Below are 20,055 nucleotides of genomic sequence, written 5' to 3'. Positions count from 1 at the left end.
CAAAATAGAGAGCTTCGCTCAGTCCTCTGGTTCTGGACTGGCTCCAAAACTGTTGTGCTTTGGGATGTCGGGTAAGTGATCCAGCCAGCCAATCCGTTCTTCGCAGACCACTTCTTGATCCGGCTGATAGGCCGCGCGATCATCTAATGTGCTGGAATGAAGGTGAATTTCACCCGGCCATTTAGCGGATTTGAAATATAGTCTGCTGCCACAGGCAGGACAGAAGCCGCGCCACGTTTTTGGGGAGCTTTCGTAGTGATTGATCTTGCCTGACCACGTTAGATTATTCGGGTCCAAACCAACAAAAGCGGCAAATGGGGCGGATGTTGCGCGTTGGCAGCTTTCGCAATGGCACACCAAGTTACGCCCACGAGGGCCGTTATAGTGCCATGTCACAGCCCCGCAAAGGCATCGGCCATTCAGTTCAACCATCTTCGAACCCTCTCAACCAGATAGTCCAATTATGACCATCAACATGTGACACAGGAAGTATGAGCCGTATCTTGGTGGATCGCGAGGGGAATTATGGGTTGCTTTAAAGCGGCTAAGGCAAAACCCCCACCCAGTTTGGGCGGGGGTTGTCGAGGAACTAGTTAATCCGGGCGAGAAAATCCTTCATCTCGCCTGCAATTTCAGCGCCATGGTCCTCCAAGGCGAAGTGTCCGGTATCAAGCAGGTGAAATTCCAGATCCTTCAAATCACGCTTGTAGGGGTGCGCGCCCTCAGAGGGAAAGATCGGATCGTTCTTGCCCCATACCAACAAGGCAGGCGGCTGGTGTTCACGGAACAACGCTTGCCATTTCGGGTACTCGGCAGGGTTGGTGCCGTAATCGAGAAACATTTCCAACTGCACCTCTTGGTTGCCCGGGCGGTCCAGCAGATACTGTACATGCCAATAGTTATCCGGGTTGATCGCTGAGGGGTCTTTTACGCCGTGGGTGAACTGCCATTTGGTGGCATCCAGCGTAAGGAAGGCGCGCAAAGGATCGCCTGTTTCGGCGGAGGGGGCCGCCCAATAAGCCTTGATCGGATCCCAAAATTCACGCAGCCCTTCATCATAAGCATTGCCGTTTTGAATCACAAAGCCGGTCACACGATCCGGGTCGTTTGCAAACATGCGATAGCCAACAGGCGCACCATAATCCATTACGTAAGCGGCGTAGTCCTCAACGCCTTTCCGGTTAAGTAATTCTGTCATGAGGTCGGCTGTATTAGCAAAACTGTATTCGTATTCAGCCGCGTGCGGCATGTCAGAGGCCCCAAATCCGGGGTAATCCGGTGCAATGACATAATATTCGTCTGCCAGTGCTGGGATCAGGTTGCGGAACATGTGCGACGACGTTGGAAACCCGTGCAACAACACGATTGTGGGGTTTGCGGGGTCGCCTGCCTCGCGATAGGCGATCTTGAGCCCGTCTATGACCTCGGCCCGCATGGCGGGGGCAAAGGTGTCGGGTTGGCCCGCTTGCACAGCAAGGGGAAGGGCCGTTGCGCCTGTGATCAGGGCAGAAAGCGCGAAATTGGTGAACGTCGTCATTGTATTTCCTTTCGAAGTGAAGGGATGGATTGGATCGGCTTGATCCAACGGGGGGATTAAGAGGGAGAGGGCACAGCGGCATCTGCGTCACGTGCTGCACGGATCAACCGGACAACAATCATGAGATGCGTAACCAGCAGCAGTGGGACGAAAAAGGTGGGGATATACCAAGCGGCCTGAAAGTTGGGGATGACTTCGGCCTGACGCAGGGCGTTAGCCAGATCAGCGATGCCGACAATGCTAAAGATCCATGTCACCAGCAACGCCCCGGGCAAATGTAGGCGCAATGCGACCATCGCGGTAAGCGCAAGCAGGGCTGCGGCCAAATCACCAAAGCCGGCGCTGCTCGCAAAACCCTGGGCCAAGTCAGGTGACACAACGCCCGGAACCATGAACACCAAGCCAATGTGGCGAAAGGCATGAGGGATCAACAGGACGCCAATCGCTATGTGCAGGGGGCGTGTTGACAGGGCCGGGCCAAGATACCACGCAGCGAGCAAAGCAATGACAAGGAGGCTGAGCGCGAACTGCAACAGAAAGATAGGTTCGACAGGCATGGCGAATTCCTTTGGCGAAAGGGTGCAGGGGACGGGCCGCAGCCTTGGGATCAGGCTGCGGTTCGTAATTTACGAGGTTTGGGAATGGCTTATCTGGTTTTGGACGCAGCTACTTCGGCTTGTAGGCGTTCATTCTCGGCCTTGAGTTGGGCAATCTCAGCCCCCAATTTGTTCAAGTGTGGGCGCAACTCGGCCTCGGTGTAGCGTGGCGTGATATGGCGGGGACAGTTCCAGTCCATGCCTTCGACGGTGATGATAACAGCGCGCTCTGGTTCTGTTTCTGAGCCATCGGCAAACAGGCTTGCGGCGGCTTGCGCACCCTCGGTAAAGGATACCCGCCCCACGATCTTGAGCCGTCGTTTGTTGGCGTAATCCATCAGGATAAGCGACACCCGGTCATTGTCATCCAGATTGCCGCGCGAAATGTACTGTTTGTTGCCGGTCAGGTCAGCGTACCCGATTGTCCGTTCGTTCAGCACCCGCAAGAACCCTACGGGACCGCCGCGAAACTGAACATACGGCCAACCTGTTTCAGAAACAGTGGATTGATAAAACCCATCCCGCGCCTCGATGAATGCCTTTTCTGCGGGGCCGATCAAATGCCCACTTTTGGGGCCATCGGCGATGAATTTGGCATAAGATGCTGCCGATCCCATGCGTTCTTGGTGAGCACGGACAGCGGGGGTGAACATGAGTTCGGAAAAGGCGCGGGGCATTGGTTTATCTCCTCTACAGGCTCAACTTACAGGCCAAGGTCGCTTAGGCCGGGATGGTCATCGGGGCGAGGGCCGAGGGGCCAGTGAAACAAGCGATCCTCTTCGCGGATGGGCAAATCATTGATCGAGGCATGCCGGTTGGCCATGCGGCCATCTTCGGCAAATTCCCAATTCTCGTTGCCGTATGATCGGGTCCAATTGCCGTCTGCATCACACCACTCATAGGCATAGCGCACCGCAATGCGGTTGTCGGTGAAGGCCCACAGCTCTTTGATCAGGCGGTATTGCGTTTCTTTTTCCCATTTGCGGGTCAGCATAGCGTGGATTTCTGCGTGGCCCTTGGGGAATTCAGCACGGTTTCGCCACGTGCTGTCGTCAGTATAAGCGGGTGTAACCAAATCAGGGTTACGGCTGTTCCAGCCGTTTTCAGCCAACCGGACCTTTTCAATAGCTGTTTCGCGTGTAAACGGAGGGAGGGGAGGACGTGTCATAAGAGTGTCTTTCAGGTCAGTGTTGCGGCCAAAAGGGCCAGTGTCAGGATGAGGGGGCCGCAATTGGCCGGGAACGGAGAGATGAAACGAGGCATGATGAATTTCCTTGGTGTACTGATCTGTAAACTATGAAGATAAAGTGTACCGATCGGTAACCTTTTTCAAGGTCTTTGTTTTCAGAAAGATTTTCTTAAAATTCAAAGCTGAAATTAAAGTGTTTTATTTCAGCCGGTTGATGGGGCCTTGTTGCACGTAAGAAAGTTTGTGACTATGTACAGATCGGTACACTAAGGAGCCGAATCATGCGCCCAAACAAAAGAGACGAGCTGGTACGCAAGGCGCTGCAGGTGTTCTATCGCGATGGGTTTCATGCCACGGGCATGGATAAGCTGGTGACGGAAACCGGCGTCTCTAAAACGTCGATGTACAAACACTTCCGCACGAAAGAAGAATTGATCGTTGCAGCGCTGCAGCTACGCGACGAAAGTTTTCGAGCCTGGTTTCTAGACCGCATTCAAGAGCTTTCAGATACGCCAGAAGGGCAGCTGATGGCCGGGTTTGATGCCTTGGGAGAATGGTTCGCTGAGGACGGGTATCGCGGCTGTATGTTCATCAAAGCCGGGGCCGAATATCAGGAAAAGAGCCACCCGATCCACCAACAGGCGGCCGGGCACAAACAGGCGTTGTTGGATCATTTTATCAGACTGGCAACCGAAGCTGGAACCAAAGACCCCGAGGCGCTGGGCAGTCAGATCCTGTTGCTGAAAGAGGGGGCGATTGTATCATCTGTGCTGCTCAACAGTTGCAAGCCAGCACAAGATGCTAAAGAGGCTGCACGTGTTTTGTTAGATCACGCGCTAGCGAAGTAAGCTGGCGCGAGGGACCCCCCCGCGCCAGTTGGTTTCAGGCGAACTCTTTTTGTTCGGCAACGTGCGTTTTTAGGATTTCTGGCGGCGCAAAGCGGTCACCGTATTTGCCGGCCAGCTCTTCGCACCGGGCCTTGAACCGATCCAGACCATAGGTGTTGACGAACTGGATGTAACCGCCTGTGTGCACCGGGGCACCAATGCCCAGGATGGAGCCAACATTGCCGTCGTTCACAGTGCGCAACACACCCTCTTCGAGACAGCGCAGGCTTTCCAGAACCGCGCGGAACAGGATGCGGTCTTTGATATCCTCATCCGGGATATCTGCACCGTCTTTGCGCCATGCGGCCAAACCCGGCCAGATGGTCTTGCCGTCGGTCGAATAGTCATAGAACCCTTTGCCTGTGGCGCGGCCGTGGCGTTCGTGCTGGCTGATCATTTCTGCCAACATGGCGCGTGCGCCGGGGTTTGGCTCTTTGGCGGGGTCCAACAGCCCCATTTCGACCTGAGTGTTGTAGATGTCGGTGACCAGTTTGATCTGCACCTCATCCAGCAACGACAGCATTCCGGTGGGCATGCCAATCAGGCGGGACAGGTTGTCGACACGAACAGGGTCGTGCCCTTCGGCCACCAGTTCCACCGCTTCGATGATCTTGGTGCCGATGGTGCGCGAGGTATAGAACCCGGTTTTGTCCCCCACGATGATCGGGGTCTTCTTGATCTGACGTGCAAAATCAAAGGCGCGCGCTAGCGTTTCGTCCGATGTCTGATCGCCTGCGATGATCTCAAGCAATGGCATCTTGTCGACGGGCGAGAAGAAGTGAAGCCCGACAAAGTTCTCCGGTTTGGCAGATCCGGTCGCCAGACGCGTGATGGGCAAGGTTGAGGTGTTTGACCCCCAGAAACCGCCATCAGCAAGCAGGGCCTCGTGTTCCGCTAGCACTTTATCTTTGATGTCGATCTGTTCAAACACCGCTTCGATGATCAGATCGCAGCCTTTGACGTCTTCGGATTTGTCCGTCGGTGTAATCAAGGCCAGAACGGCATCGCGTTTTTCAGGGGTCATCTGGCCGCGTTTGATCCGCTTTTCCAACAATCCAGCGGTATAGGCTTTGCCGCGTTCGGCGGCTTCCATCGACATGTCCTTGAGCACAACCGGAATACCCACCATGGCAGCGGAATAGGTGATACCTTGGCCCATCATGCCCGCGCCCAGAACGCCCAGACGGTCCACTTTGGAGCGTGGGATGTCTTTGGGGCGGCTGGCCCCACCGTTCACCTTGTTCATGCCGAAGAACAGCGTCGAGATCATGTTTTTGGTGGTCGCAAGTGGCGTCAGCGAGGCAAACCGGCGGCTTTCATAGCGTTGGGCGGTGTCGAAATCGACCTTACCTGCGGTCTCGGTCATGATGTCGAGAATACGCACGGGCGCGGGCATCAGACCCTTAGTTTTCTTATAGAGCATGGCCGCCGCACCAGCGATGCGGGTCATGTTTTTGGGGGAGTTCGACGGTCCACCGGGGAACCGGTAGCCTTTGGTGTCCCAAGGTTGCGTGATTACAGCTTGATCGCCTTGGACGGACAGGATCCATTCCTTGGAGCGCGCCAGCAGTTGGTCGGCAGGTATAACTTCGTGAATCAGGCCGGCTTTCAGAGCCTTTTCAGGTGAAACCTGACGCCCCTCTAACAGGAAGGGCATTGCGGCCTCTAAGCCCAGTAGATACGTCATTCGCACCACGCCACCGCCACCGGGCAACAGGCCCAGCGTGACCTCGGGCAAGCCGATCTTTGTCTTGGGGTTTTCGGCAGCAATGCGATAATTGCACGCCAGACAGATCTCAAAACCGCCACCTAGTGCGGCCCCGTTGATCGCGGCCACAACCGGTACCGGCAGCTTTTCCTGACGGCGCATCACGGCCTTGGTGGCCTCGACGCTTTCGAAAAGAGCACCTGCACCATCGGGCTGAATGCCCTTGAGCATGTTTAGATCCCCACCGGCAAAGAACGTGTCTTTGGCCGAGGTCCAGATGACGCCGGTCAGACCCTCTTCGGCCTCGATCTTGTTCATAGTGTCCGCAAACAGCGGCCAGAATGCGTCGTTCATCGCATTGACCGGGCCGTCCATATTCATGGTGATGGTGACGATTCCATCGGCGTCTTTTTCGTAAGCAAATTCACCCATTGTTTTTCTCCTTACACCCGCTCGATCAGGGTCGAAATGCCCATGCCACCACCGACACACAGCGAAATCATCGCGCGTTTCTTGCCGCGGCGTTCCAACTCGTCCAGCACGGTCGACACCAACATACCGCCCGTGGCCCCCAATGGGTGACCCATGGCAATTGCGCCGCCGTTGATGTTGGTGATTTCGTGATCAATCTCTAGGTCTTTCATGTAGCGCATCGCGACCGAGGCAAACGCCTCATTGATCTCCCAGATATCGATGTCGTTGACTGTAAGGCCCGCCTTGGCGAGGCATTTCTTGGCCGCTGGGCCGGGGCCTGCCAGCATGATGACGGGATCGGTAGAAATCACGGTGGCCGAAACGACGCGCCCGCGCGGCTCTAACCCCATGTCTTTGCCTGCTTGTTCAGAGCCGATCATCACCGCCGATGACCCATCTACGATGCCCGAGGAGTTGCCCGGCGTGTGGACGTGGTTGATCTTGCTCACCTGTGGGTATTTCGCCAGCGCCATGTCGTCATAGCCAAAGCCGCCCATTTGCGCGAACGACGGGTTTAAAGACCCCAGTTTCTGCATGTCCGTGGCGGGTTTGATGAAGTCATCACGTTGCAAAATAGTGATGCCGTTCTCGTCTTTGACAGGCACGACCGAGCGATCAAACCAGCCATTGTCGCGCGCGTGCGCCGCGCGGCGTTGGCTTTCCATTGCAAAGGCATCTACGTCCTCGCGGCTGTAGCCATCAATGGTGGCGATCAGATCCGCGCCGATCCCTTGGGGGGCGGAGTTCTGGTCGATCACAAAATCAGGGTCGGTGAACATCGCCCCGCCACCGGACAGCATTGGAATGCGGCTCATGGATTCAATGCCACCTGCAATCACCAGATCCTCTTGGTCTGAGCCGACTTTGGCGGCGGCCATGTTTACAGCTTCCAGTCCGGATGCGCAGAACCGGTCCAATTGAACACCCGGAACGGATTCGTCCCAATGCGCGGCTTGCACTGCGGCTTTGGCCACACAGGCGCCCTGATCCCCAATTGCGGCGGTACAGCCCAGAATCACGTCACCGACCAAGGCGGTGTCCAGATCGTGGCGGCTTTCCAACTCGCGTAGCAGGCCAGCGGCCAGTTGGATGGGTTTGACTTCGTTCAGGGTACCCCCGGCCTTACCCTTGGAGCGCGGGGTGCGGACGGCGTCGTAGATATAGGCAGCAGTTGCCATGAAATGGATCCTCCGTTGACGGTTGGCAGCAGGGTAAACGTGGGGTCGCAAATCAGACAATGATCTGGCGGTGCAGAAAAATAGACATTAAGTGACACTGCATGGCGGTCAGGATTCCAGCGGCCTTTGCGGCAAACATGTTAGAGGGTGCAACACTTCAGGGCATTGACCCGGCGGGTTTATTGCGACGGGCAGGATTGCCGCCGCAGCCGACCGATTTGGCCGCCCCTGATTTCGTCAGGCTTGTGCGTACGGTTACTCTGACAATGGATGATGAGCTTGGCGGTCTTCAGCATCGCCCACAGCGCATCGGCATCACTGCGATCATGGCCGGAGCCTTGAGCCACGCAGAAACATTGGGCGAAGCATATGGTCGGGCGGTTCAGTTCATGGACCTGATGGACAATTCGTTTCGCTACGGTTTCCGTGAATCCGGGTCGAGCGTGATGTTCGAACTTACTCGGATTCCCGGTCGCGAGGTTCTAAACGTCATGGCGATTGAGATGATTTTGGTGCTGGTTACACGAATGCTCAGCTGGATGGCCGGCAATCGCGGTGCCACCAATGCAGCGTGGTTTGATTACCCTGCACCCGGGCATGTCGCGGCCTATCGTGGAATGTTCGCTCGTGCGCCGATGCAGTTCGGGCAATCCAGTTCAGGGATCGCGATTCCCGCTGGATTGATGAAATTGCCCATCGTGCGTAGCGAAGCCCAAGCGATCAATTATGCCCGACGGACGCCTCTGGATGCCTTCCTGCCGGTGGATGCAGCCGTGGGTCTGTCGCTAGAGGTGGCGGTGGCGGTCGAGAATGTCCTGACCGTTGAGCGGCGGCTTGCGGACATGGCCGAGGTTTGCTCTGCGCTTGGCATTGCTCAACACACCCTGCGCCGTCGTTTGAAAAAAGAGGGCGTGGATTATTCGGACATCCGAAAACAAGTGCGCCGGGATCTGGCGGTTCGCCTGCTCACCACGACGGACGCATCGGTCGAAGGGATTGCTGAACGCGCGGGCTTCAGCGAAGCCAGCGCTTTCATTCGCGCGTTCCGCAGTTGGACAGGCGTGACACCGCGGGCCTATCGCCTGTCTGAGCTTTAACACGCGCGGCCCTTTCGGAAACGGGCGTGACGTCCTATTGCCCCGCCAGCCCCATCTGACGGACTGCCAGATCGCGCATGATCTCTTCGGAGCCGCCACCAATCGCCATGACTTTGATTTCACGCCAAACGCGCTCCACCGGATTGCCATGCAAATACCCGGCGCCGCCAAAGATCTGCATTCCTTCTGAAGCGACATATTCCAGAGCTTTGGTGGATTGCACTTTGGCCTTGGAGATTTCGGCCACTGGCATCACGCCTTGGTTCATGGCCCAGCAAATCCGTTCGACATAAGCTTCGATCATATCAATCTTAGCGGACATTTCCGCGAACTTATGCGCGATCACCTGATGGTCGATCAGGCGTTCACCAAAGGTTTTACGTTCACGTGCCCAATCCAGCGAGGCCTCGTAACACAGCCGCATCATGCCTAAGGACCCGGCGGTCATCGCCAGCCGTTCGTAGTTAAAATTGTTCATGATCGCGATAAAGCCCTTGTTTTCAGGGCCAATCAGGGCCTCGGCGGACACCTCGCAATCGTCAAAGTGCAACATCGCCTGTTCTGAGCAATGCCACCCCATTTTGCCGCCCAATGGCGTTCGGGTGAAGCCGGGCGTGTCGGCCTCGATCAGGAACAGCGAAATGCCAGCAATGCCCGGCCCCCCGGTACGGGCGCCAACCACGAACCATTGACTGTCCATGCCCCCGGTGATGAACGCTTTGACCCCGTTCAGGACCCATTTGTCACCTTTGCGCACGGCCTTTGTGCTGAGGTTGGCAACATCCGATCCGCCCCCGGGTTCGGTAATAGCCAGCGACGAATTCATCCGTCCGGCGATAATTTCGGGCAGCACGGTGTTGCGAAAACCATCCGGCGCGAATTTGGCAATCGGCCCCAATGAGATCATGCGCCCGCCCACAGCGGCGGCAAAGCCTGACGCGCCACAGCCAAACGCAAGCTCGGCATAATCGGCGCGCATAAAGGCATCATCGAACCCCAGTCCACCGTATTTTTCGTCAATCCCAAATCCAAAGACACCAAAGCTGGACACGCGTTCATGCATTGCCCATGGCACGGCTTTGTTCAGTTCCCATTCATCAAGGTTGGGTTTCACCTCGTCATCAAAGAACCGTTTCAGGTTGGCGCGAAACGCCTCGCGTTCGGGGGTCATAAAAGGCGATGGGCAGGTCATTTCGGATCCTCTTGCGGTGTTCGGTGTTCAGGGGGCAGCACAATCAGCTGCGTTTCCATCATGCGGGCAAAGCGGTCGACCATCCGGGCCAGATAGGCGGGATCGCTGACAAAGCTTTCGTGCAGGATCAGCCCCCGCAGAAAGTTCCGGCTCATGCTCCACAACAGTTCTGCGTCGTCTGGGTCAGGGCCAGTGCCGCGATAGCTCTGCGTGACAGAGGTCAGGCTGACGCGGTCCCAATGGTGCAGACGATCCTCGAGCAGTTGATACAGCTCGGGGTCGGTGCGACATGCCACAAGGATTTCGACAATCGCACGCCCGCCTGATGAATTCACCACGTTGTCCCAGGCTTTCATGATCAACTCATAGACCGGCACGGGGTTTTCGCGCGGCGATCCGGCGCGCCGTTCTACGGGGCCCAGTGCATTGCCTAGCAAATCCATCGCGGTGGCGGCAACAAGGGCTTGTTTGGTGGGGAAGTGGTGGGTGATGGCGCCGCGTGAAACACAGGCTTTTGCCTGAATTTTGGCAAAAGTCGTTTCGGCGTAGCCCAGTCGATCCAGACAATCGATGGTGGCCTGACACACCTTTGTGCGGGTCGCCTGCGAGCGTAAATCTTGCGGGGTTGGTTTGGTGGGGGCGGGTGTCTGTGGCATCGTTCCGTGGCGTCGTTTGTTGCAAAACCCCGTTGACCGGAGCGATGGCTGGAACTTAAAAACAGAACGGACGGTCTGTAAAGTGCCGTTTTGATCGGGATGGAGGAACGTGACGTGACAAACGCATTGCGGATCGGCGGGGCCAGCGGGTTCTGGGGGGAAGCACCACATGCGACGGCGCAATTGCTTGAAGCAGGTGTGGATGTGCTGGTCTATGATTACCTCGCTGAAATCACCATGTCGATCATGGCGCGTGCACGGCTCAAGGATGCCGAAACGGGGTACGCGAGTGATTTCGTTTCTGATGCGATGGGGCGCAATCTGGCGACGATCGCGGCGCAAGGTGTCAAGGTTTTGTCCAACGCGGGCGGTGTGAATCCTGCGGCCTGCGCGGCAGCGCTTAGGGCCAGGATTGCCGAGGCTGGGTTGTCTTTGGCGGTTGCGGTGGTTGAGGGGGATGACCTCCTTTCACGTGCGGCGGAATTTGCCAGCGCGACCGAGATGTTTTCAGGGGCGACAATGCCCGCACGGGACAAAATCGCGTCAATGAATGCCTATATCGGGGCGGCTCCGATTGTGGCGGCGCTCAATGCGGGCGCTGATATCGTGATTACGGGGCGCTGCGTCGACAGCGCGTTGTCCTTGGCAGCGTGTATGCATCATTTCAATTGGTCCGCGGATGACTTTGATCTGTTGTCGGCCGGATCTTTGGCCGGTCATCTGTTGGAATGCGGACCGCAATCCACCGGTGGGAATTTTACGGATTGGGAGCAGGCCGGGGATGTCGCCTTGATCGGGTATCCAATCGTCGAAGTTCACGCCGATGGCAGTATGGTATTGACCAAACCTGATGCCACAACCGGCATTGTTTCGACGGCCTCAGTCTGTGAACAAATGCTCTATGAGATAGGCGACCCACAGGCTTATTTGCTGCCCGATGTCGTGTGTGACTTTTCTGACGTTCAGCTCGTGCAGCTTGGGGCTGATAGGGTGCAGGTCCGTGGGGCCAAGGGGCGACCAGCCTCAGGGCAGCTCAAGGTATCCACCACGTGGTCGGATGGCTACCGGGCTGGCATGGTGTTTCAGTTTAATGGCCGGGATGCGCGCACCAAAGCGCAGGCGTTCGCGCAGGCCGGTCTTGATCGGGCGCGGGCAACGCTGACCAAGATGCGCGTGCCGGACTATAGCGAGGTTAGTTTTGAGGCCTTTGGCGGACGTCCCGGTGATGGCCCTTATGAAGAGATCGCGTTCAAAGCGGCAGTGCGCCATCATGATCCGCGCGCCATTGGACTGTTCCTAAAGGAATTGATCGGTGGAGCCTTGGCGACACCGCCGGGATTGCATTTCTTTACTGGTGGCGGGCGACCTAAACCCTCGCCCGTGGTCGCGTTGTTTTCCTTTTTGGTAGACGCGGATCAGTTGGCGTACAAAATCTCGCTTGATGAGAAGACGATAGATTATGAACCGGAGCAGGGTGGGTTGAAACCACCCGCTCCAAGTTCGCCAAAAGCGCCAGCTTCTGCGGACACATCGACTGAAATGGTCACGCATGGCCTCGAAGATTTGGCATGGGCGCGATCCGGTGACAAAGGCGACAGCGCCAACATCGGCGTCATTGCCCGCCACCCCGCCTATATCCCTTACATTTGGGCCGCTCTCTCACCGGATCGGATCGCTGAGGTCTTCACAGACCAGACCCGGGGCGAGATTGAACGGTTTTTCTTGCCCGGATCCCATTCCATGAACATCCTGATGCACAACGCCCTAGGCGGCGGCGGCATCGCATCCCTGCGCAACGATGCACAGGGCAAGGGCTTTGCCCAGAAACTCCTGTCTGTGCCGGTGCAAATTCCGGCCGGGCTGATCCTGAATTCGAATTAAGGAGCGACGCATGGGCTTTGTCAGTCAAGTTGTCCGCGAATCCGAAACCTTTGCCAAGAACCGCGCCGGAATGCTGGATTTGGTCGCCGAAATGCGTGCGCTCGAGGCGCGTCCGGTCGCCCTGTCTGAACAGCGCCGGGAACGGATGGAGGCCCGTGGCCAAATCACACCGCGCGACCGGCTTGCTCATCTGCTGGATCCGGGGATGCCGTTTTTGCAGATTCACGGCCTGGCCGGGTATTTGGTCGACAGCAAAGACCCCGAGAAGTCGGTGCCGGGGGCCTCGGTCATTATCGGCATTGGGTTTGTGTCAGGCGTGCGTTGCATGATCGTTGTGGATGACGCGGGCATTAAGGCGGGCTCGATGGTTGAAATGACCGGCGCGGCAGTCCTGAGCGCGCAGGACATGGCGCTTAAGCAGAACCTGCCCTTTGTGCATCTGGTCGAAAGCGCCGGTGCGAACCTGATGGAGTATAAGGTCGAGTTCTGGGCCAATGGCGGTAAGCTGTTCCGCAATCTCGCACGTCACTCGGCAGCGGGTTTGCCCAACGTTGCGGTTCTTCATGGTCCATCCACGGCTGGCGGGGCTTATATGCCCGGGTTGGCTGATTACGTTGTTGGCGTGAAAAACAATGGCATGGCGGCGTTGGCGGGCGCGGCTTTGACCCATGCGGCCACGGGTGAGCGGGCAAATGACCGTGATCTGGGTGGTTCGGAAATGCACGCCACCATCTCAGGTTTGGTGGAGTATCTGGCCGAGGACGACACGCATGGCGTAGAAATGGCCCGTGATGTGATGGCGCGGCTGGATTGGAACAAGTCCCTGCCTGTGCGACAAGAAAAGCACGTCGAGCCCCCCCGGTATGACGCTGAGGAAATCGCGGGCGTGGTGCCAACGGACTACCGCATGCCCTATGACATGCGCGAAGTTGTGGCGCGTCTGGTCGATGGTTCAGAGTTCGAGGATTTCAAACCGGGGTATGGCCCCGCAACCGTGTGTCTTCAGGCGGCGGTCAACGGTATTGCAGTTGGCATCATCGGCAACAATGGACCGCTTGATCCGGCGGGTGCAAACAAGGCCACACAGTTCATCCAGCTTTGCGGTCAAAGTGATACGCCGCTGATTTTCCTCAACAACATCACGGGATTTATGGTCGGCACGCAGTCTGAACAAGGTGGCATGATTAAACATGGCGCAAAGATGATTCAGGCTGTGACCTCGGTCGATGTACCCAAAATCGCGCTGTACATCGGGGCCAGTTTCGGGGCCGGAAATTATGGCATGTGCGGTTACGCCTATGACCCGGATTTTCTGTTCGCGTGGCCCAATGCAGCAACCGGCGTGATGGGGGGCGAACAAGCTGCGGGCACGATGGAGATGGTCGCTCGCGCCGGTTTCAAACGCAAAGGCGTTGAGCCGGACGAGGCAAAGATGGCAGCCCAAACGGCAGCAATAACCCATCATTTCACCCGTCAGGAAGGGGCGTTTTATACTTCGGGGCGGTGTATAGATCATGGTGTGATTGATCCGCGCGACACCCGGCGGGTGTTGGGGTTCTGTCTTGAAACCTGCCTTGAAGGGCGGGCGCGTAAAGTTAAGCCAACCTCATATGGGGTGCATAGGTTCTGATCATGTTGCCAACTTCTCCTCATTTAGAGCTGGAACAGGACGGCGTGTGGCTGACCGTCTGGTTCAACGAGCCCGACAAACGCAACCCTCTGACCGGTGAGCGGGTTGTGGCGCTGCTTGATCTGTGCGCTGCCCTGCAAACATCTGATATCCGCGGAATCACCTTTCGTGGGCAGGGTGGGACCTTTTGTGCGGGCGGTGACCTCAAGGCCTTCAAATCCGTGTTTCAGGGTGGTGCGTCGAAACAGAACATCATTGCTATGAGCTTGCAAGCCGCCGATTTGTTCGATGCGGTTGCCGCCCTACCACAGTTCACTGTGATGGCTGTCGAAGGTGCCGCGATGGCCGGGGGCTTTGGTCTGGCTTGTGTTGGCGACATGGTGATCGCTTCCGAAGGGACGAAATTCAGCCTGTCAGAGACCCGCATCGGCCTGACCCCTGCCCAGATCGCACCGTTTGTGGTCGCGCGTCTGGGCCTGCCTACTGCGCGTCGGTTGATGCTGACCGGGGCCGCGTTCAATAGTGCCATAGCGCATGAAGCGGGGCTGGTAGATCAAATCGTGCCACCCGGCGGGATGGAAACAGCCCTTGGGCAGGTGCGATCCAATGTACAGGCCGCTGCGCCCGCGGCTTTGGCGGCGATCAAACAGCAATTGGCGCAGACGCCGTTTCAAACACGCGATCAGCAACGCCAGACGGCCGCTGAAAGCTTTGCCGCGCGGATGCTCTCGGACGAAGCACGTGAAGGCATCTCCGCATTTTTTGACAAACGTAAACCCAAATGGGCAGAGGGCTGAACAGATGGCATTTGATACAATTCTGGTGGCCAACCGAGGCGAAATCGCCGCCCGTGTGATCCGCTCGGCTCAGGCGCTTGGGCTGCGCGCTGTGGCGGTTTACACCACGGCTGATGCACAGGCGCCGCATGTTGCGTTGGCGGATGAGGCCGTGTGGATCGGCGACGGGCCAGTGGGGGACAGTTACCTTGATGCAGGTAAGATCCTTGCAGCAGCTCAGCACACTGGGGCCGGGGCCATTCATCCGGGATACGGGTTTCTGTCAGAGAATTCGGATTTTGCTGCTGCGGTCGAGGCTGCGGGTTTGGTCTTTGTCGGGCCAGAACCGCAGGCGATCCTGTCGATGGGCAACAAGGCCGAGGCCAAGCGCCTGTTGATTGCCGCTGGGGTGCCCTGCGTACCCGGGTATGAGGGGGCGGATCAAGCCGACGATGTGCTAATAGAGGCCGCCGATGAAATAGGGTTCCCGATCATGGTCAAAGCCGCCGCTGGCGGTGGCGGACGCGGGATGCGCTTGGTTCAAAGTAAGACAGATCTTGCCGAGGCTATCAGCTTGGCACGATCCGAAGCTGAGAATGCGTTTGGCTCAGGCGAGTTGATCCTTGAAAGGGCAATCATCGCCCCGCGCCATGTCGAAATTCAGGTCTTTGCCGACAGTCATGGTGCAGTCATCCACCTGGGCGAACGCGATTGCTCGGTCCAGCGCCGCCATCAGAAGGTGGTCGAAGAAGCGCCGTGCCCGGTCATGACACCCGACCTGCGCGCAGCCATGGGTGCGGCGGCTGTGAACGCGGCGCGCGCGGTCAACTATCGTGGGGCAGGTACGGTTGAGTTCTTACTGGATGAGGCCGGGCAGTTCTATTTCCTAGAGATGAACACCCGCTTGCAGGTTGAACATCCCGTAACTGAACTGGTCACCGGGTTGGATCTGGTCGCGATGCAAATCGCGGTGGCTCAGGGGGACCCCTTGGCGTTGACCCAAGATGACGTGACCCTCACCGGTCACGCGATCGAGGTGCGTCTCTATGCCGAAGATCCTGCCAATGACTATTTGCCTGCAACCGGTCCAATTGATCTATGGCACCCTGCGACAGGCCCGGGTGTGCGGGTAGATTCAGGGGTCGTGACCGGGCAAGACGTCTCACCCTTCTATGATCCGATGTTGGCCAAAATCATCGCCCACGGCCCCACGCGTCAGGTCGCGCGCACCCGTTTGATCAAAGCAGTTCGCGAAAGTGTTCTGTTGGGTACTGTGACCAATTCTGCCTTTCTGGCGGATGTCTTGGACCAAAAGGGGTTCGCGCAAGGCGAAGCAACAACCGCCTTTTTGGATCAGGCCTATCCCACAGGTTTCCCTAAGACACAGTCGCACGCGCAAGATGCAGCATTGGCCTTGGCCCTGCTGCTTGATGCGGATGCGAAACGGGCAAGAGAGGCTGCTGGGTATGTCTCTGAGGATCAGTTGGGCTGGTCTAGCGCAGCGCTGTTGCCGTTGAATGTGACGTTGACCATTGCCGGGCAAGACCTGCACCTGCGCGCGACTGCTACGCTTGGTGGTTGGACTATTGGGGCGGGCGATGAGACATTTGAGATCACCCTGACAGCCCGCGACACGGACATGATCCGCGCCCGTGTAAACGGAAAAACGGTCGATGTTGTCGCTGTGCTCAGCCGCGATAGCGTTCAAATCGCGGTGGGGGCTGAACGCATGACGTTTTCGCGGGTGCGACCGGGGGCGCAGGACGAAACCGTCATTGCCGGAGGACGTGTCAGCGCGCCAATGCCCGGGCTGGTGGTCGATGTCACAGCCCAACCGGGTCAGACCGTGACCAAAGGGGACACACTGGCCGTTTTGGAAGCCATGAAAATGCAACATCAGATCATGGCCGCTGTCGATGGAACAGTTAGCGCTGTGCACATCAAAGCCGGGCAGCAGCTGACCGCGGGTGACGTGATGATCGAGATTGAGGAGACCTGAGTTATGAATTCCGACCTGTGCCGCCAATTGGGCATCGAATTCCCGTTGTTTGCATTTAGCCATTGCCGTGATGTGGTGGCTGCGGTGTCCCGTGCCGGGGGCATGGGCGTGTTTGGGGCGGTGATGTACACGCCCGAACAGCTGCGGACCGAATTGGAGTGGATCGATGCCAATTGCGATGGCAAACCCTATGGTGTGGATCTGATCGTTCCGACCTCAATCCAAAAACAGGGCGCTGAACCCAGTGATGCAGATTTGCTGGCCTCGGTTCCGCAAGAACATGTGGAATTCGCCAATCAGGTGCTGGGGCAATATGGCGTGGCGACCGATGATCTGGATGCGGTGCGCGGCGATCTGTTGATGTTCTCGCACAACATGAACAGCGCTGGCGCACAGGACATGCTGGATGTGGCGTTTTCGTTTCCGATCAAGCTGATTGCAAATGCGCTGGGCACGCCCCCTCCGATCATGATGGAACGCGCCAAGGCCGCCGGTGTTCCTGTCGCTGCATTGGTTGGGGCCAAGAAACACGCGGAACTGCAGGTCGCTGCTGGGGTCGATATCCTTGTCGCGGCGGGTGGCGAGGCGGGCGGTCACTGCGGTGAAATCTCGACCATGGTGTTGGTGCCCGAAGTCGTTTCGGTCGCCAAGGGCACGCCGGTATTGGCCGCTGGTGGTATCGTTACAGGGCAACAAATGGCCGCGGCGATGGCCATGGGGGCTGCGGGCGCTTGGTGCGGGTCTGTCTGGCTCACCACGGCAGAAGGCGAACCGCCACAACAAATCAAGGATAAGATGTTGGCCGCGACCTCGTCCGATACGGTTCGGTCTCGGTCGCGCACCGGCAAAGGGTCGCGACAGCTCAAATCAGCTTGGACGGATGCCTGGGAGGTCAAAGGCCCCAGCCCGCTGCCGATGCCACTGCAGACGCTGGTATCGGAACCGGCCCTGCGCAAGGTCGAAAAGCTGGCGCAGTCCGGCCATGATGGCGCGGCCGAATTGTCGACCTATTGGGTCGGGCAGGGGGTTGGGTTGATGAATCAGGCGACTTCAACCACCGCTGTGGTACAGGATTTTAAACAGGACTACCTTGCCGCCGTGGAACGGCTGATGGCAACGTTGGAGGAATAAATGGAACAGGCGCAGGATTTTCTGGACGAAAGCGAGGCGCTTTATGCGGTGCTTGCAGATGTGCGTGGGGATGGGTGGGATCAGGTCACCCAATTCAAAGGCTGGACCCTGAATGACGTCATGGTGCACCTGCATTTCTGGAACCAAATGGCGGATCTGTCGTTGCAGGACGAAGACGCGTTTGCAGCCAAGGTGGGGGCTGTGATGGGCGGAATCGCCAAGCAAGGATTCCGTGCCACCGAAAACGCAATGGTTTCAGAACGCGGTGAACAGCTGCGCGAAGCATGGCGCAGCCTATATACCGATATGGGCGTGCGCTGGGCGGATCTCGACCCCAAGCGACGGGTGAAATGGGCCGGGCCGGACATGTCGGTACGTTCGTCCATGACGGCGCGGCAGATGGAAACATGGGCGCATGGACAAGAGGTGTTTGATATCCTCGGCGCTGAGCGGCACGAAATGGATCGCATCAAGAACATCGTGGTTCTGGGAGTGAACACCTTTGCCTGGTCTTACAAGGTCAATGGCCGGAAGGTGCCCGAAGTGATGCCGTATATGACATTGGTTGCCCCGTCAGGTGCGATCTGGACCTTTGGCGAACCAAACGACAATGAGATCAACGGATCGGCCGTGGAGTTCGCCCAAGTCATGGCGCAAACGCGAAACGTGACGGACACAGAGCTAAAGCTGGACGGGCCAATTGCCGTCGAATGGATGTCCATTGCTCAGTGCTTTGCTGGTGGCGTTGAGACCCCACCGACCCAAGGAATGCGCCATCGCGTTGCGAACTAAACCAAAGGACGTTGCGTTGCAGAATTGGGACGCGGCGTCACCCAGATTGGCACAAAGCACCGCACGCGATAGCTTGGTTTCAACCTAGATTTCAATGAGGCATGCCATGACGCTCTTTACCCCAACCGCCAGCTGGATCACCGAAGAACACCGGATGTTTGCCGAAATGTCGGGCCGGTTTTACGATGACGAACTGGTTCCCAACATCGACTCGTGGAATGCCAACGGTGTCGTTGATCGCGGCTTTTGGAACAAAGCTGGCGAAGCTGGCATGATGGGCGGAACCATTGCCGAAGAATACGGGGGTGTAGGCGGAGGCATGGGCTTTGATGCCGTGGCGATGTACGAACAAGCTGCGCGGGGCGACAGCGGTTGGGGCTTTGGCATCCAGTCCATTGTGATGCACTACATCAACGGCTACGGCAGCGAAGAGCAAAAGCAAAAATGGTTGCCGAAATTGGTCTCTGGCGAAATGGTCGGTGCAATTGCGATGACCGAACCGGGCACCGGATCCGATTTGCAGGCGGTGCGTACCACCGCTGAAAAAGACGGCAACAGCTACAAAATCAACGGCTCCAAAATCTTTATCACCAACGGTCAGTCTGCTGATCTGGTGATCGTGGTGGCCAAAACGGACAAAACTCTGGGTGCCAAAGGTGTTTCACTGATTGCAATGGAAACCGAAGGAACTGAAGGTTTCCGCCGCGGTAAAAACCTCAAGAAACTGGGGATGAAGGGCAATGATACGGCCGAGCTGTTCTTTGAGGACGTCAAAGTGCCGATGACCAACCTGATTGGTGCCGAAGAGGGTCAAGGCTTCTATCAACTGATGAAGCAGCTGCCATGGGAGCGCTTGACAATCGGATTGATGGCGCTTGGGGCGATTGATTTCGCGATCGCCGAAACCGTGAAGTATACGCAGGAACGCAAGGCGTTCGGGCAGCGCGTAATGGATTTCCAAAACACACGGTTCAAATTGGCAGAGTGCAAAACCAAGGCAGAGTTGCTGCGTAGTTTTGTGAATGACTGCATTGGGCGTTTGGAACAAGGCCAACTGGATGCAACTACGGCCTCGATGGTGAAATATTGGGGGTCCGAAGTTCAGAATGAAATCATGCACGAGTGCCTGCAACTGTTCGGGGGCTATGGGTTCATGATGGAATACCCGATTGCCCGTCTCTATGCAGATGCACGTGTCCAGATGATCTATGGTGGCACCAACGAAGTGATGAAGGAACTCATCGCGCGTTCTATCGACGTTTAACTAATCAAACGGGCACTCCCGCCCGTCGCCAATGTCACTAGCGAGACATTGCCTCCCGTTGGGCCCGG

The 20,055-nt window shown here is 57.3% G+C and carries 18 protein-coding genes; 9 read left to right on the top strand and 9 right to left on the bottom strand.

The window, feature by feature from the left end:
- Positions 1 to 18: 18 nt before the first annotated feature.
- The 5 genes from ABWV33_RS19980 to ABWV33_RS19960 form a co-directional block, all read right to left on the bottom strand.
- Positions 19 to 432 (bottom strand): GFA family protein, encoded by a 414-nt coding sequence (locus ABWV33_RS19980; RefSeq protein ID WP_353333294.1) that lies wholly within the window; start codon positions 430 to 432, stop codon positions 19 to 21.
- A gap of 157 nt (positions 433 to 589) precedes the next feature.
- Positions 590 to 1,537 carry an alpha/beta fold hydrolase gene (locus ABWV33_RS19975; protein ID WP_353333292.1) on the bottom strand — a complete coding sequence of 316 codons (948 nt, stop codon included), beginning with the start codon at positions 1,535 to 1,537 and terminating at the stop codon, positions 590 to 592.
- Between the two features lie 56 nt (positions 1,538 to 1,593).
- Complete coding sequence (locus tag ABWV33_RS19970; protein ID WP_353333290.1) at positions 1,594 to 2,094, bottom strand: DUF8737 domain-containing protein; 501 nt, start codon at positions 2,092 to 2,094, stop codon at positions 1,594 to 1,596.
- An 89-nt stretch (positions 2,095 to 2,183) separates the two neighbouring features.
- Positions 2,184 to 2,810 (bottom strand): pyridoxamine 5'-phosphate oxidase family protein, encoded by a 627-nt coding sequence (locus ABWV33_RS19965; protein WP_353333288.1) that lies wholly within the window; start codon positions 2,808 to 2,810, stop codon positions 2,184 to 2,186.
- A gap of 26 nt (positions 2,811 to 2,836) precedes the next feature.
- Positions 2,837 to 3,301 (bottom strand): nuclear transport factor 2 family protein, encoded by a 465-nt coding sequence (locus tag ABWV33_RS19960; RefSeq protein WP_164618983.1) that lies wholly within the window; start codon positions 3,299 to 3,301, stop codon positions 2,837 to 2,839.
- Positions 3,302 to 3,603: 302 nt separating this feature from the next.
- On the opposite strand from ABWV33_RS19960, the gene ABWV33_RS19955 reads away from it, so the two are divergent.
- On the top strand, positions 3,604 to 4,170 hold the full coding sequence (locus ABWV33_RS19955) for a TetR/AcrR family transcriptional regulator (protein WP_113822779.1): 567 nt from the start codon (positions 3,604 to 3,606) through the stop codon (positions 4,168 to 4,170).
- Positions 4,171 to 4,204: 34 nt separating this feature from the next.
- On the opposite strand, the gene ABWV33_RS19950 is transcribed toward ABWV33_RS19955, so the two are convergent.
- Together ABWV33_RS19950 and ABWV33_RS19945 are read right to left on the bottom strand one after the other, a co-directional pair.
- Complete coding sequence (locus ABWV33_RS19950) at positions 4,205 to 6,349, bottom strand: 3-hydroxyacyl-CoA dehydrogenase NAD-binding domain-containing protein (RefSeq protein WP_353333286.1); 2,145 nt, start codon at positions 6,347 to 6,349, stop codon at positions 4,205 to 4,207.
- A gap of 11 nt (positions 6,350 to 6,360) precedes the next feature.
- A complete protein-coding gene (locus ABWV33_RS19945; protein ID WP_353333284.1) occupies positions 6,361 to 7,569 on the bottom strand; it encodes an acetyl-CoA C-acetyltransferase in 1,209 nt (402 codons plus the stop codon).
- A gap of 101 nt (positions 7,570 to 7,670) precedes the next feature.
- Between ABWV33_RS19945 and ABWV33_RS19940 the strand changes: the two genes are divergently transcribed.
- Entirely contained in the window at positions 7,671 to 8,666 is a 996-nt protein-coding gene (locus ABWV33_RS19940; RefSeq protein ID WP_353333282.1) for an AraC family transcriptional regulator, read from the top strand.
- Between the two features lie 34 nt (positions 8,667 to 8,700).
- Here the strand turns inward: ABWV33_RS19940 and ABWV33_RS19935 are convergent, their stop codons facing one another.
- Positions 8,701 to 9,858 carry an acyl-CoA dehydrogenase family protein gene (locus ABWV33_RS19935; protein ID WP_353333280.1) on the bottom strand — a complete coding sequence of 386 codons (1,158 nt, stop codon included), beginning with the start codon at positions 9,856 to 9,858 and terminating at the stop codon, positions 8,701 to 8,703.
- On the bottom strand, positions 9,855 to 10,514 hold the full coding sequence (locus ABWV33_RS19930; protein ID WP_162930578.1) for a TetR/AcrR family transcriptional regulator: 660 nt from the start codon (positions 10,512 to 10,514) through the stop codon (positions 9,855 to 9,857). Before ABWV33_RS19930 ends, ABWV33_RS19935 begins: the two co-directional genes overlap by 4 nt.
- Before the next feature lie 114 nt (positions 10,515 to 10,628).
- On the opposite strand from ABWV33_RS19930, the gene ABWV33_RS19925 reads away from it, so the two are divergent.
- From ABWV33_RS19925 to ABWV33_RS19895, 7 genes are all read left to right on the top strand, one after another.
- Entirely contained in the window at positions 10,629 to 12,395 is a 1,767-nt protein-coding gene (locus ABWV33_RS19925; RefSeq protein WP_353333278.1) for an acyclic terpene utilization AtuA family protein, read from the top strand.
- A gap of 10 nt (positions 12,396 to 12,405) precedes the next feature.
- Complete coding sequence (locus ABWV33_RS19920) at positions 12,406 to 14,025, top strand: acyl-CoA carboxylase subunit beta (protein WP_353333276.1); 1,620 nt, start codon at positions 12,406 to 12,408, stop codon at positions 14,023 to 14,025.
- 2 nt (positions 14,026 to 14,027) lie between these two features.
- On the top strand, positions 14,028 to 14,822 hold the full coding sequence (locus tag ABWV33_RS19915; RefSeq protein WP_353333274.1) for an enoyl-CoA hydratase/isomerase family protein: 795 nt from the start codon (positions 14,028 to 14,030) through the stop codon (positions 14,820 to 14,822).
- A gap of 4 nt (positions 14,823 to 14,826) precedes the next feature.
- Complete coding sequence (locus tag ABWV33_RS19910) at positions 14,827 to 16,800, top strand: acetyl/propionyl/methylcrotonyl-CoA carboxylase subunit alpha (protein WP_353333272.1); 1,974 nt, start codon at positions 14,827 to 14,829, stop codon at positions 16,798 to 16,800.
- 3 nt (positions 16,801 to 16,803) lie between these two features.
- Positions 16,804 to 17,931 (top strand): NAD(P)H-dependent flavin oxidoreductase, encoded by a 1,128-nt coding sequence (locus ABWV33_RS19905; protein WP_353333270.1) that lies wholly within the window; start codon positions 16,804 to 16,806, stop codon positions 17,929 to 17,931.
- Complete coding sequence (locus tag ABWV33_RS19900) at positions 17,932 to 18,723, top strand: TIGR03084 family metal-binding protein (protein WP_353333268.1); 792 nt, start codon at positions 17,932 to 17,934, stop codon at positions 18,721 to 18,723.
- A gap of 106 nt (positions 18,724 to 18,829) precedes the next feature.
- Positions 18,830 to 19,987: an acyl-CoA dehydrogenase family protein gene (locus tag ABWV33_RS19895; RefSeq protein WP_113822789.1), complete on the top strand. Its 1,158-nt coding sequence runs from the start codon at positions 18,830 to 18,832 to the stop codon at positions 19,985 to 19,987.
- Positions 19,988 to 20,055 lie beyond the last annotated feature (68 nt).

The sequence above is a fragment of the Phaeobacter sp. NW0010-22 genome, from assembly GCF_040365955.1.
Taxonomy (GTDB): domain Bacteria; phylum Pseudomonadota; class Alphaproteobacteria; order Rhodobacterales; family Rhodobacteraceae; genus OMPR01.
The sequence above is the reverse complement of the archived record's forward strand: the minus strand, read 5'-3'. Positions and strand labels throughout refer to the sequence as shown.